Genomic DNA, 12686 nt, shown 5'->3' with positions numbered 1-12686 from the left:
ATATCGAGAGAGAAAAACATGAAATTCCCACTGATGCGCAACAATTTCTCCCGCGAAGATCTGGATGCGGTCATTGAGCACCTTAAGGGAGATGATCCCATTCTGACCAATGGGGAAAACTGCCGGGAGTTCGAAAAAGAGTGGTCGGAGTGGCTAGGCGTCAAATACTCAGTCTTTGTGAACTCCGGGTCTTCGGCAAACATGATCAGCCTGGCAATTCTGAAGCAGCGCCACCCTGAGGGCGGCAAGGTGCTATTGCCGCCTCTAACCTGGGTTTCAGATGTTTCGGCCGTATTGGCTCATGGGTTCAAACCCGTTTTCGTGGATATCGATCCACGAACCCTTTCAATGGATCCAAAGCAGACACTGGACAAAATAACTGATGAGACCCGCGCAGTATTCGTGACTCATTGCCAAGGTTTCAGCGGATTGGATGACACCGTTCTGCAAGAGTTGGAAGCACGCGGAATTCCGTTGATCGAAGATGTTTGTGAAAGCCACGGGGCACGACACAACGGACAGCTTCTCGGCTCTTTTGGGTGGATGTCCAATTTTTCCTTTTATTATGCACATCACATGAGCACGATCGAAGGCGGAATGGTGTGCACCAACGATCCCGAGACATATCAGGCTGCAAGGATGTTCCGCTCCCACGGGATGGTACGCGAACTGACAGATCCAGACATGAAAGCGCGATACGTAGCTGACAATCCGGAACTCAACCCTGACTTCATTTTCGCCGTTCCGGCTTACAATGCTCGCAACAATGAGTTGGGCGGCATTTTGGGGCGCTCGCAGCTGAAGCGGTTGGATGCGAACAATGCGCGCAGAACCAAGAATTTTCTGCACTTTCTGGAGCGCATTGATCCAAACCTCTACCGAACTGATTTCGCTGTGGAAGGTTCCTCCAACTATGCGTTCAATCTGGTCTTGAAACAGGCGGATATGGACCTGGCCGGACGTTTGATGGAAGCCATGCGAAATGCAGGCATCGAGTTCCGTCGTGGCAGTGCCGGCGGTGGAAACCAGATGCGTCAGCCTTATCTTCAGAACTTGGATATCGGTGATTATCGGGATTATCCTGAAGTTGAACATGTCCACTTCTTTGGCTTCTATATTGGGAACTTCCCGGATCTGAGCCTCGCAGAGGTAGACCAAATTTGTGATGTATTGAATGCAGTAAACTGATGCCTGTTCGCACAGCAGTTGTTTTGGCAGGAGGGCTTGGCACGCGATTGCGTTCCGCCGTGCCGGGCGTTCCAAAGCCACTTGCGCCCATTCGCGGCCGACCGTTTCTTGACCGACTGCTGAGCCATTGGCGACTAAAAGGTATCGATCACTTTGTTTTGTCCGTCGGCTACAAACACGAAATGATCCAGGAACGCTATGGCTCGCAATTTGAAGGTGCGGAAATCACCTACAATGTCGAACCAAGTTTGATGGGTACCGGCGGAGGAGTTCTACTGAGTGCACCTCAAGATCAGCAGCGGTTTCTGCTGCTCAATGGCGATACATATTTTGACGTCGATCTGCCTAGACTTGAAGGTGTGCACGAGCAAAACAATGCTTCCGTCACATTTTCTGTTTTTCGTTCGGATGACTCAGCGCGCTACATGGCGATTGAGTTGAGTGAAGACGATCGGGTATCCGCGTTCGGAAGCGCCCCAAAGCATTCCAGTTTTCTTGTAAACGGTGGCGTATATTTAATCGAAACCGCGGTTTTGGAACCCTTCTTTCCGGTTACGCAACCGGTTTCTCTGGAGTCCGAGATATTTCCGAGCCTTTTACAGAACAAGGCTCGACTATTCGGGCTCGAACAAAAAGGCAGATTCATCGATATCGGCGTACCAAAGGATTTTGAGTATGCTCAGACGTTCCTACCGGACGTGTCAGATGATCACTAGGCATCCAATCCGCGAAAACTTGAGTGCAGGAGTATATTGGCTTTTGTTGAAGGGCGAGACCAGAAAACTATGAGCTATTCAGACATCCTAAAGACGAATGCAACGGCCTCGGCAGAAATTAAAACTGCGTACGTCGCGGACCTTGGCCAACTTGCCGAGTTTGAGACCGCCGCGAAGGTCCTTGTGGCACGATACAAGGTGGGTGGACGCTTATACATCGCTGGGAACGGTGGTTCGGCCGCAGATGCACAGCATCTGGCGGCAGAGTTTGTCAGTAAACTTGCTCGGGACCGGGCACCACTTCCGGCAGAAGCGATGACTACAGACAGCTCTATTCTGACTGCCATTGGAAATGACTACGGGTTTGAACAATTGTTTGCGCGCCAATTGCTCGGTAAAGCGCAAAAAAATGATGTTCTTCTGGCTATAACGACGTCGGGTACATCCCCAAACATCATCCAAGCTCTGAAGGCGGCGCGTGAAATCGGCATCGCCACTATTGCGTTTTTGGGTGGTGACGGTGGCGTCGCAAAAGAATTGGCAGACCACTCATTAATCGTGCCGAGCCGTGATACTGCACGCATCCAGGAGATGCATATTGTTCTTGCTCATTCCTTGTGCCAATGCGTTGAACAAGAGCTCTTTGGGCCGTAGAGACGAGATAAGGGAAACTAACTGTGACACACAATATCCTAGTTACCGGCGGTGCCGGGTACATTGGTTCGACCTTGGTGCCAGAGCTTCTGGCAAAAGGCCATAAAGTGACTGTTCTGGATAATTTCATGTTTGGGCAATCCAGCCTAAATCACGCATGCCGTTATCCTGATTTTGATATCGTTAAGGGTGATATTCGTCTTGAAGAAACAGTCGCCCCATTGATCAAAAAGGCCGACGTAATCATTCCACTAGCGGCTTACGTGGGGGCCCCCCTGTGCAAACGTGATCCAATTGGCGCCCAAAGTGTTAACGTCGACGCGATAAACCTGATGCTCCAACTTGCATCAAAAGATCAGCGGATATTGATGCCGACAACCAACAGTGCCTACGGAACCGGTGACGAGAACAACTACTGCACCGAAGATAGTCCACTGCGGCCGATTTCGAAATACGCGATCGACAAAGTCGAAATCGAAAAACGCCTTATGGATCATCCAAATGCGATCAGTTTCCGGCTTGCGACTGTTTTTGGTATGTCGCCGAGGATGCGGCTCGACCTCTTGGTCAACGATTTTGCATATCGTGCGCTAAACGACCGTTTTATCGTTCTTTTTGAAAGTCACTTCAAACGAAACTATGTTCATGTGCGGGATGTGAGCCAAGTATTCCAACACGGAATTGCCAATTTCGATGCGATGAAGGGCGAAATCTTCAACGTTGGTCTGTCGAACGCCAATGTCTCCAAGTGGGAATTGTGCGAACGCATCAAAAAGCATGTGCCTGACTTTGTATTCATCGAAGCCGAAGTCGGCAAAGACCCGGATCAACGAAACTACATAGTTTCAAACGAAAAAATTGAAGCTTCGGGATTTAAGCCTGAGGTGTCTTTGGATGCAGGATTGGGAGAGCTTGTAAAAGGTTTGCGTATGATCAGCAAATCAGGGTTTGGGAACGTCTAGGTCATGACGGGCTCATCGCGCCCAGCCCTTTTCTTGGATCGTGACGGGGTGGTCAACGTAAACCACGGGTATGTACACAAGGCCGAAGATACGGATTTCATTGATGGAATTTTCGAACTTGTAAAGTGTGCGAACCACCTGGGTTACGCTGTTGTTGTGGCTACCAATCAAGCTGGAATTGGGCGCGGGTACTACTCGGAGGAGGTTTTTGAAGGCTACATGGCGTGGATGCGCGGCGTGTTTCTCAAGCGTGGAGCGAACATTGACGCCGTTTACTTCTGTCCTCACCACCCTGAACATGGAATAGGGCGATACAAGCGTGATTGCTTTTGCCGAAAACCAAACCCAGGCATGATCTTACAGGCTGCGGAAGATTTATCTCTCAGTCTGTCGCAGAGCGTGTTCGTGGGAGACAGTGAAAGCGATATGATCGCAGCTCATCGCGCCGGCATTCCGAATAGGTTCATGCTAACTCCTGATAGAGTCCAGATCCCGACAGCAACAAAGTTTTTTGATAGGCATAGGTCGATCGAAACGGAGCTATCAAAGTTGCCGTTCACTTAGCGGATAGGGCTCTGTTGCAAGTTATCGGCAATTGACGCGCTCGCCCCAAGCGGGTGAATAACTATCGAAAATATCATGTTTAAAGTCAGACCCTGATCTAATTTGCAGGCGCGCAGTACCCCAAGGACGTAATCCTGTTCGTTGTATTCTTCTACTTTCTATATGGTGTGTCATATCGTGATCTTGAGGCTGAGCGTGGCATCGCGGTACATCACACGACGCTGAACCGCCGGGTAACAAAATACACTAGTGCAATTGCCGAAGTATGACGCACGCGCGAGGGGTCGTGTGACAGCTCATGATGGATAGACGAGACCTACATAAAGGTGAGAGACGCGTGGGTTTACCTCTACTGATCCGTCGACATACACGGCTAACCGTTCGATTATATTCTTTCAAACCGTAGGAACAGATCGGCTGCCACAGCGCATTGTTGTCATACAGCCAAAAATTCGCAACAGAATCCCGATTGGTCATCATCCGTGCAAAAAATGCCTTTGTCGCTCATCGCTTCCAGCGGTTTTATAGCGTCTTTTGCGGACACTGCTCCCTGAATGCATCTCACCAATGCAAACCTTTGCGATTGTGGAAGACAATCCCTCTAAACACCCGTCGATCCTCGACACCGGGCTTGCGATGTAACTTTGGAAAGAAAGTTTCAAGGCGCGCCATCTGTACGTCGCTCAACCCGAAAAGATCAGGCATGCGGACAATCATTTATCGAAACGTGAATCATGTTAGCCGGCAAAAAACCAATGGTCCTGAACCTACAACAGAAAGCGGGTCCATTGTGCTCTGACCTGAGCGAACTCCCTCGCTATGCCCGAACGCTTTTTTGCCATCAAAACCTCAGAGAAAGGCATGACATGCCGCCATCCAACTTGGCGCAATCGGTATTGTCGATCTGGATGACCTCATACCCAGCTTTGTCCAAAACATCTGCAGTGCGCGGGAAACCGGCCGCCATGAGCACCAGATTGTTGAAACGTATTGCATTGGCGGCCGCTTCTTCACCGTCGGCAACATGCAGAACCCGGTAGCCTTCAAAACACCCGGACACATCCAAGCGCTTGGTTGAAAGGATGGTTTCGGCATCCATCAGCGAACAATCGGTCTTGAAATGCAACACGCCTTCAGGCGTAAACACCTCGCGCAAAGCATGGCCCCACTCATTGGCGATTTCTGCCAGTTCGGCCACGCCTGCAGCATCGGTTCGATCCGAGCGGCCGACGAGGATTTCCTTTCCGGTTACCAGGATATCACCTCCTTCGACATGGCCGGGGCCTTTGATCTCGCGGACGTCGTCGTAGCAGGCACGGATCGTCGACGAAATTTCTGCCACCTCACCCAGGCGGGAGCGCGCGCCAGGGCGCATCAAGATAGCACCTTGCGGCAGGCACAGCGCAGTATCCTCGACGAACTGGGCGTCTGGGTACGCTTCCAGCGGGTCAAGCTCGATAATTTCTGCTCCGGTGCTGCGCAGCGCGCTGACATAGGCCGAATGCGCAGCCAGCATACCCTCTAGGCTGGGATTGCCGATATCCTCGGCGCGCAGGCCGTCTGCAATGGTCGAGGCAGGCTTGCGCGTTATGGCACGGGTAAATTCAAAGGTCGGGTTTCGCATGAGTCACTCCTGATCCGGACGGCGCCCGGCAATATCAATTTCCAGAATCGAGGGGCCGTTTTGGGCGTCGGCGTCTGCCAGTGCAGCGGCAATAGATGTTGGGTCTTGGCGAACGCGTTTATATGGGATGCCAAACGAGGCAGCAGTGGCCGCAAAGTCAGGTGGGGTTGGGTCGCAACCGATCACCTCGACCCCCACGCCCTCCATTGACGTGGCGATTTCGCCATAGCCATGATTGTTCCAAAGAACAAAGGTAATGTGGAGGTTTTGGTCCACTGCGGCCATGATCTCGGGCAGTGAGAATTGGGCACCTCCGTCTCCGGCGATGCAAATCACGGACGCCTCCGGGTCGGCAATCGCGGCACCGATGGCGGCCGGAATACCATAGCCAAGAGCCCCGTATCCGGTGGCCGCATTGAACCAACCACCGGGACGGTCATGATCATAGTATAGATTGCCCGCATAAATCGGCTGAGTGGAATCTCCGATCATGAGCGCATTCGGGACTGCGGCGCGCATGGCCGCGAGAATCCCGACTTGAGCGCGGTAGTCCGAACCTATCTCTTCAAACGCCGCAGCGCGGGTTCTTTCAGCGCGATCCTTTCCATCTCGTCGGTTGGATTTTCCGGGCAATGCCGACAGCAAGGACGAAACAACCTGACCGGTGCGACCCTCTATGGCTATTGCGGCTTCGTGACGGGTCAATTGATCCGGGCAAATATCCACTCGTATGAGCCCTGACATAGAGGCCATATCTCCGGTGGCATACATGTCATAGTCCGTTGGGCCCAACTCGGTCCCCAAAGCGAGGACGCAATCGGCTTCTTCGATCAATGCCCTGACGGTTTTCAAGCTTGGACTAGCGGGAACAGTCAGTGGGTGCCCATGCATCATACCGCGCGCATTTACGGTTTGTACGACAGGCGCATCGAGGCGCTCTGCCAGAGTTTGAAGACCTTCCCCGATCGTTTTCGCTCCGCCCCCCGCCAAGATGACGACTTTTCGCGCGGCCGACAGCCGGTCTACAGCTTGTTGAACCAAGTCACTGTCCAGGGCCTGATGGGGATGATCTTCCGAAGTCAGGGCGCTTTCAGCGACCAGTCCCGCCACATCCAGCGGAATTTGGATATGGGTAGGACCCGGTCGTCCAGCGGAATAAGGGGCAAACGTGCGATCCAATGCAGCACTCAGATCACCGGGCTGGTCTACATGTTCGGACACCAGCGCTACAGTTTTGGCCAGAGCATGTTGGTCGGGCAGTTCATGCAAGTGTCCAAGACCCCTGTTGAGCGTGCTCTTCTCGTTGACGCCGGAAACCACCAGCATCGGAACGGAATCCGCCCGGGCCTGCGCCATCGGTGTCAGCGTATTTGTCAGGCCGGGTCCTGTTATGACAAATGCAACGCCCGGCTTGCCTGAAACACGCGCATAGCCGTCAGCCATAAAACCTGCGCCTTGCTCGTGCCTTGGGGTGACATGCCGAATGCCCGAGGCCGCAAGACCGCGGTAAAGCTCAACTGTGTGCACACCGGGAATACCGAACACGCAAGACACGCCTCGTTGCTTCAACTCGGCGACCAGTGCCTCGCCCACTGTTTGGTTGGTCATGCAACATTCCGTTTGCTGAGGTTTGCGTGGGCAACGATACGCTCTAGCGCGGTCGCGAATTGGCTGTCGTCGATGGTGAGGGCGACCCGAACCCAGTCCTTGAGGCTTTCACCAAAGGCCGAGCCCGGCATCACTGAAACGCCATGCTCCAAAAGATCCCAAGCATAGGCGTCACCATCCATTCCAATGCCCGACACGTTGACTAACGCAAACATGCCCGCTTCCGGTTGGTGGACGGTCAGAGGCGTTTCACTATGAAGGCGGCGTGCCAGACCATCAGCGCGGGCTGCAAAACGGGAAGCCATACCAGCGGCGACCGAAGATCCGTCTCGCACAGCTTTTTCCGTCATGTCTGCGATAAAGGGCTGGTTGCCAAACAACATCGTTTCCGAGACCGGTAGTAACGCAGTACAGAACGCGGCTGGGCCTACGCACCAACCGCTGCGAAATCCAGGGGCTGCGTGAGATTTTGAAATCGACGACACCGCGATGACCCTATCGACCAAGTCCGGGACAGACAACGGAGAGACAAATTCTGCTCCTTCAAACACTAGATGCTCGTACACTTCGTCCGAGATGATCCAGAGGTCGTGCTTGATCGCAAGTTCGCCAATTTTCCGTACATCTTCAGCGGTCAGGATCGCGCCTGTCGGATTATGCGGAGTCGTCAGAAGTATAGCGCGGCTGCGCGGGGTGATGCGCGCGGCGATGTCTTCGGCCTGCAACCGAAAACCGTTTTCTGGGCGGAGCGGCACCGGTACGGGTTCGGCTCCTGATGCGCGGATCACGCCCTCATACGTGGCATACATCGGGTCACCAACCAACACTTCGGAACCTGCTTCGGCGACGCCTTGCATCACTGTATAAAGCGCGGTCTGCGTGCCGGGAAAACAAAGAATGTTCTCGGGCAAATAATGCCGGCCGCGGCTTTTGGAGTACGACTCTGCCAAGGCTGCGCAAAGCCCGGCCTCTCCCCGGCCGTTGGAATACCCGGTACGGCCAGACTGCAAGGCCAAGGCAGCGGCGTCGCATAGCTCTGGAGGCGTTGGCACGTCCGGCTCGCCGATTGTCATTTCCACCAGATCGGCGCCTGCCTCAACCATGGCGCGCGCCTTCAAGTGTACTTCCCACTTGCCGCCACCCAATCCGGCCAGCCGGTCAGTAATTGCTGTCAACCTCATAGGGGCTCGCTCTCCTGCGTTAGATCTAAATCGATAATGGCGGAAACGGATTGCAGCCCGATTTCAACCAGTTCACCCTGCTCAAAGGCATCGGGCAACGCACCGCCTTCCAGCCACAGACCGTCGATCACCGCGTTGCAAGCGATAGCCAGCTGCCGCAATTGGGCAGGCGATGCCGAGCGGTTCGCTTCTTTCAGCGAGGCCGCGATCAACCCTTCAAGCTGGTCCCGAAAATAGCCGTATGTTCGTTCGTGGGTCGCCTTCATTTGCTGGTCCTGCTGAACTTTGTTCAAAAAACTGGCCCAAAGAGCGATAGCACGGGGGTCGACAACCGGGGGCGTCAACGACGCCTTCACGAAAGCTGCCAACTTGGCTTGGGCGCTGGCTTCGACTTGGCTCGCGGGTGCGAATGTCTGATCTGTCATCGAGTTCATGTGGTGCTCATACGCCGCGACGATCAACTCCTCCTTGGAGTTGAAATAATGACGGATGAGCCCCTGCGTCACATCTGCGCGGTCTGCGATTCCCCGCACTGTGGCGCCGCGGACGCCCTGCTCCGCCACCAAATCAAGCGTCGCGAGAATCAGTGCGTGCTGTCTGGCTTCGGCCGACTCACGCTTAAATTTCTTGCGGTCTTCGCTCACGATTGGTCCTTTTTTGCGGATGCCGTAATTATACACTTGCATAATTACTATGCTCACGGCTTACTGCAATCAGAAAGTTGGGGTCAAAGAAAAATGGACACAGCCGCCGCTGACGCAGTCGCTGAACGACCGGATACGCGCCGAGAGGCGATCCGCGTTGAAGACTTGCATAAGTCTTTTGGAAATCTCGAGGTGCTAAAAGGCGTAGACCTCACTGCACATCAGGGCGATGTCGTAGCGATCATTGGTGGCTCGGGGTCTGGCAAGTCGACCATGCTGCGATGCATCAATTTCCTTGAAACACCGACCTCCGGCAAAATCGTAATCGGAGGCGAGGAAGTGGCCATGCGGGCGGATGGCAGCCCGGCCAGCCAAAAGCAGATAGAGCGCATTCGGACAAAGCTGGCGATGGTGTTCCAGCAATTCAACCTGTGGACCCACCGCACTCTTCTTGAGAATGTAATCGAAGTTCCGGTACATGTGTTGAAGGTGCCCAAACCCGAGGCGATCGAACGCGCGCGCGAATTGCTGGTCAGGGTTGGCCTGGGCGGCAAAGAGGACACCTTCCCAGCATATTTATCCGGGGGCCAACAGCAGAGGGCCGCTATTGCTCGGGCATTGGCGGTTGATCCTTCAGCCATGCTCTTTGACGAGCCAACATCCGCACTGGATCCGGAACTCGTGGGCGAAGTGCTGACGGTGATCCGTGATCTGGCTGCCGAAGGGCGAACCATGTTATTGGTTACTCATGAGATGAAGTTCGCGCGTGAAGTGGCGAACCATGTCGTCTACCTCTACCAGGGGCGCATTGAAGAGCAGGGACCACCTGCCGACCTCTTTGGAAATCCACAATCAGAACGACTGAAGCAATTCCTCAGATCAGTCGGATAGCATCAAAACATCAAATAAAACCAACCGGGAGACTCCTAATGAAATTGAAAGCACTTCTGACTGCAGCAACAGCCGCAGCCGTTCTAACTGCAGGCGCGGCCGCAGCTGAACAAGTTAAGATCGGTATCGCCGCCGAACCCTATCCCCCATTTGCGTCACCCGACAGCTCGGGCAATTGGGTCGGATGGGAGATCGAGGTGATCAATGCCGTCTGCGCCGCAGCCGAGCTTGACTGTGTAATCACCCCTGTCGCCTGGGACGGAATCATTCCGTCGCTGACCGGCCAGCAGATCGACGCGATCATGGCGTCGATGTCGATCACCGAAGAGCGTCTGAAAACCATCGACTTCAGTGATGCGTATTACAACACACCCGCAGTGATTGTGGCGGACAAGTCGATGGACATCGAACCCACCGCAGAGTCCCTTGCTGGCAAGATCATCGGGATCCAAGCCTCGACCATCCACCAGGCCTATGCGCAGGAGTACTTCAAGGATTCAGAGCTGAAAGTCTATCAGACTCAGGATGAGGCCAACCAAGACCTTTTCGCGGGTCGCATCGATGCTACTCAGGCGGACAGTATTGCCATGGCTGATTTTGTGAATTCGGACAATGGCAGCTGTTGCGAGATCAAAGGCGCTGTCGCGGATGATCCGGCAATCTTGGGCCGTGGCGTCGGTGCAGGTGTGCGTAAGGGCGACACCGAACTTCTTGAAGCGCTCAACAAAGGGATCGCAGCGATCCTTGCCGATGGGACCCACGAGAAAATCACCTCGGGTTATTTCACCACCAGCATCTACTAGGGCGTTGCTGTGACCGGACTGTTAGAGACACTGGGCCTTGGCACCAGCATAGAGTTGCTGTCGCTGTCTAGTTGGGGTGGCAACCTGTTACGCGGGCTTGCCAACTCCCTGCAAATCGCCTTCGGCGCATTTGGAATGGGGCTGGTTATCGGGCTGTTCGGGGCCTACGGAAAACTCTACGGCGGGAAGGTCACGCGTGACCTTCTTGCCATCTATACGACTGTGATCCGGGCAGTGCCTGAACTGGTGCTGATCCTGATCCTCTATTATGTCGGCAGTGATATCATCAACAAGATCTCTGAGGCGGTCGGAGGCGGTCGGGTTGAGATCAACGGTGTAGCTGCCGGTATTTGGGTTCTGGGCGTTGTACAAGGGGCCTATGCTACCGAGGTTCTGCGAGGCGCGATAAAAGCGGTGCCCGTCGGGCAGATCGAGGCGGCGAAGTCCTATGGAATGCCCGCTTTCATGATCATGCGTCGGGTGACCATACCAGCAATGATGGGATTTGCGGTGCCCGGGCTGGCCAATCTTTGGCTTATCGCCACCAAGGACACGGCCTTGCTCGCTGTCGTCGGGTTCAGTGAGTTGACGCTGGAAACACGACAGGCGGCCAGCAGTACCCGCGCCTACTTCACCTTCTTTTTGGCTGCAGGTTTCTTATACCTGATGGTGACCCTTTTCTCAGGGGTCGTTTTTGCGCGCATTGAGAAATGGGCGCGGCGTGGTCAACCTTCGTTGAAGGGTGGCTAGGCATGATCACTGTAAAAGCTCTTATGCAACCGCACCGTATCGTCATGATGTTGCTATTTGCAGCATTGGTGATCTGGTGTGCGTTCTCGCTGCGTTGGGATTGGATTCCAAAATATGCCCCTTTGGCGTTGCAAGGTCTCTGGACCACAATCTGGCTCTTGGTGGTCACAACTGTACTCGGCTTTCTAATGGCTGTGCCTCTGGGATTGGCGCAGGCGGTGGGCCCATGGTACTTGGCAACGCCCGCCCGCGTGTTCTGTACGATAATTCGAGGCACACCGCTGCTTTTGCAGATCTGGTTGCTATACTACGGGCTTGGTTCGTTATTTCCGCAGTTTCCCTGGATACGGTCGTCTGAGCTTTGGCCCTACCTGCGTCAGGCTTGGCCCTACGCCGTCCTAGCGCTGACGCTCTCCTTTGCGGGATATGAGGGCGAGGTCATGCGTGGCGCGTTTTCAGGCGTGGCAAAAGGCCAGTTGGAGGCTGCAAAGTCTTTCGGGATGCCACGTTTCACAATGTTCCGCCGGATCTGGCTACCCCAAGCCGTACGCAATGTTCTGCCTACCTTGGGCGGAGAAACCATCTTGCAGCTCAAAGCAACGCCACTCGTAGCAACGATCACAGTGGTCGAGATATATGCGGTTTCGTCCCGGGTTCGAGCAGACACATTCGTGGTCTACGAGCCCCTGCTGTTGCTTGCATTGGTTTACATGGCCATCGCCGGCTTAATTGCCTTGGCCTTCCGACGATTTGAGGGAGTTTGAGGCGTTGGCAATGCCTACGTACGGTCGATAGGTACAGTTGCTTAGAGCATTCGACCTCGGCTTTTTCGGCCCCATCTATCTATCCCCAAGAGTCCGGGCCGTCGCCTTTTGGCCACGGTCTTCACGCTGTTGCCACGCTCGCGATTCAACTCCGCGTTCAAAGCTTGCGATGGCTGTCTTGTTGCACAGATTTGAGCGGGTTGAGTTGTTTTAGCAATCGCTTGTAAATCAGGTGGCGGGCTCAGCGAACTGTTGAATTGGGCAGAGTCCGGGCATGATTTGACCCTTGCCGATCATATGCGACACTTCGATTCCGACGAGCGTTGCCGCTGCTGAA

13 protein-coding genes and 1 pseudogene are annotated in these 12686 nt (G+C 54.2%); 10 read left to right on the top strand and 4 right to left on the bottom strand.

From position 1 onward, the window contains the following. Positions 1–18 precede the first annotated feature (18 nt). The 6 genes and pseudogenes from ACR0C3_RS20140 to ACR0C3_RS20115 form a co-directional block, all read left to right on the top strand. Positions 19–1188, top strand: a complete 1170-nt coding sequence (locus ACR0C3_RS20140; protein ID WP_480760182.1) for a DegT/DnrJ/EryC1/StrS family aminotransferase — start codon at positions 19–21, stop codon at positions 1186–1188. Continuing rightward, the gene (locus ACR0C3_RS20135) at positions 1188–1904 is read left to right on the top strand and encodes a sugar phosphate nucleotidyltransferase (RefSeq protein WP_480760181.1); all 717 of its coding nucleotides are present in this window, start codon (positions 1188–1190) and stop codon (positions 1902–1904) included. The genes ACR0C3_RS20140 and ACR0C3_RS20135 overlap by 1 nt, the downstream gene beginning before the upstream one ends. 69 nt (positions 1905–1973) lie before the next feature. Beyond that, positions 1974–2558 carry a D-sedoheptulose 7-phosphate isomerase gene (locus ACR0C3_RS20130; protein ID WP_480760180.1) on the top strand — a complete coding sequence of 195 codons (585 nt, stop codon included), beginning with the start codon at positions 1974–1976 and terminating at the stop codon, positions 2556–2558. A 23-nt stretch (positions 2559–2581) separates the two neighbouring features. Then, positions 2582–3520 (top strand): NAD-dependent epimerase/dehydratase family protein, encoded by a 939-nt coding sequence (locus ACR0C3_RS20125; RefSeq protein ID WP_480760178.1) that lies wholly within the window; start codon positions 2582–2584, stop codon positions 3518–3520. A gap of 3 nt (positions 3521–3523) precedes the next feature. Beyond that, complete coding sequence (locus ACR0C3_RS20120) at positions 3524–4084, top strand: D-glycero-alpha-D-manno-heptose-1,7-bisphosphate 7-phosphatase (RefSeq protein WP_480760177.1); 561 nt, start codon at positions 3524–3526, stop codon at positions 4082–4084. Between the two features lie 131 nt (positions 4085–4215). Next, positions 4216–4458, top strand: a pseudogene (locus ACR0C3_RS20115) (IS6 family transposase); the annotation flags it as partial. A gap of 467 nt (positions 4459–4925) precedes the next feature. Here ACR0C3_RS20115 and ACR0C3_RS20110 read toward each other — a convergent pair. The 4 genes from ACR0C3_RS20110 to ACR0C3_RS20095 are packed head-to-tail and all read right to left on the bottom strand — an operon-like array spanning position 4926 to position 9183. Beyond that, complete coding sequence (locus tag ACR0C3_RS20110) at positions 4926–5708, bottom strand: arginine deiminase family protein (RefSeq protein ID WP_480760176.1); 783 nt, start codon at positions 5706–5708, stop codon at positions 4926–4928. 3 nt (positions 5709–5711) lie between these two features. Further along, positions 5712–7316, bottom strand: coding sequence for a 5-guanidino-2-oxopentanoate decarboxylase (locus ACR0C3_RS20105; protein ID WP_480760174.1), 1605 nt, complete (start codon positions 7314–7316; stop codon positions 5712–5714). After that, positions 7313–8497 (bottom strand): pyridoxal phosphate-dependent aminotransferase, encoded by a 1185-nt coding sequence (locus ACR0C3_RS20100; protein ID WP_480760172.1) that lies wholly within the window; start codon positions 8495–8497, stop codon positions 7313–7315. Before ACR0C3_RS20100 ends, ACR0C3_RS20105 begins: the two co-directional genes overlap by 4 nt. After that, positions 8494–9183, bottom strand: coding sequence for a TetR/AcrR family transcriptional regulator (locus tag ACR0C3_RS20095; RefSeq protein WP_480760298.1), 690 nt, complete (start codon positions 9181–9183; stop codon positions 8494–8496). Before ACR0C3_RS20095 ends, ACR0C3_RS20100 begins: the two co-directional genes overlap by 4 nt. Before the next feature lie 51 nt (positions 9184–9234). Here ACR0C3_RS20095 and ACR0C3_RS20090 point away from each other — a divergent pair, with 51 nt between their 5' ends. Genes ACR0C3_RS20090 through ACR0C3_RS20075 form a run of 4 tightly spaced genes read left to right on the top strand, consistent with a single transcriptional unit; the run spans position 9235 to position 12349 of the window. Beyond that, positions 9235–10032 (top strand): ABC transporter ATP-binding protein, encoded by a 798-nt coding sequence (locus ACR0C3_RS20090; RefSeq protein ID WP_425085476.1) that lies wholly within the window; start codon positions 9235–9237, stop codon positions 10030–10032. A gap of 38 nt (positions 10033–10070) precedes the next feature. Next, on the top strand, positions 10071–10835 hold the full coding sequence (locus ACR0C3_RS20085) for a transporter substrate-binding domain-containing protein (RefSeq protein WP_170380295.1): 765 nt from the start codon (positions 10071–10073) through the stop codon (positions 10833–10835). Positions 10836–10844: 9 nt separating this feature from the next. After that, positions 10845–11585: an ABC transporter permease gene (locus ACR0C3_RS20080; RefSeq protein WP_480760170.1), complete on the top strand. Its 741-nt coding sequence runs from the start codon at positions 10845–10847 to the stop codon at positions 11583–11585. Positions 11586–11587: 2 nt separating this feature from the next. Then, a complete protein-coding gene (locus ACR0C3_RS20075; RefSeq protein WP_170660777.1) occupies positions 11588–12349 on the top strand; it encodes an ABC transporter permease in 762 nt (253 codons plus the stop codon). Positions 12350–12686: the final 337 nt, after the last annotated feature.

The sequence above is a fragment of the Ruegeria sp. CK3 genome (genome assembly GCF_056536565.1).
Note: the sequence above shows the minus strand (reverse complement) of the source record. Positions and strands in the feature narration are given on the sequence as shown.

What these genes read in the sequence shown, in the direction of transcription:
- ACR0C3_RS20140 (WP_480760182.1), top strand. Translation starts at nt 19, where the DNA reads ATGAAATTCCCACTGATGCGCAACAATTTCTCCCGCGAAGATCTGGAT.
- ACR0C3_RS20135 (WP_480760181.1), top strand. Translation starts at nt 1,188, where the DNA reads ATGCCTGTTCGCACAGCAGTTGTTTTGGCAGGAGGGCTTGGCACGCGA.
- ACR0C3_RS20130 (WP_480760180.1), top strand. Translation starts at nt 1,974, where the DNA reads ATGAGCTATTCAGACATCCTAAAGACGAATGCAACGGCCTCGGCAGAA.
- ACR0C3_RS20120 (WP_480760177.1), top strand. Translation starts at nt 3,524, where the DNA reads ATGACGGGCTCATCGCGCCCAGCCCTTTTCTTGGATCGTGACGGGGTG.
- ACR0C3_RS20110 (WP_480760176.1), bottom strand. Translation starts at nt 5,708, where the DNA reads ATGCGAAACCCGACCTTTGAATTTACCCGTGCCATAACGCGCAAGCCT.
- ACR0C3_RS20105 (WP_480760174.1), bottom strand. Translation starts at nt 7,316, where the DNA reads ATGACCAACCAAACAGTGGGCGAGGCACTGGTCGCCGAGTTGAAGCAA.
- ACR0C3_RS20100 (WP_480760172.1), bottom strand. Translation starts at nt 8,497, where the DNA reads ATGAGGTTGACAGCAATTACTGACCGGCTGGCCGGATTGGGTGGCGGC.
- ACR0C3_RS20095 (WP_480760298.1), bottom strand. Translation starts at nt 9,183, where the DNA reads ATGCAAGTGTATAATTACGGCATCCGCAAAAAAGGACCAATCGTGAGC.
- ACR0C3_RS20090 (WP_425085476.1), top strand. Translation starts at nt 9,235, where the DNA reads ATGGACACAGCCGCCGCTGACGCAGTCGCTGAACGACCGGATACGCGC.
- ACR0C3_RS20085 (WP_170380295.1), top strand. Translation starts at nt 10,071, where the DNA reads ATGAAATTGAAAGCACTTCTGACTGCAGCAACAGCCGCAGCCGTTCTA.
- ACR0C3_RS20075 (WP_170660777.1), top strand. Translation starts at nt 11,588, where the DNA reads ATGATCACTGTAAAAGCTCTTATGCAACCGCACCGTATCGTCATGATG.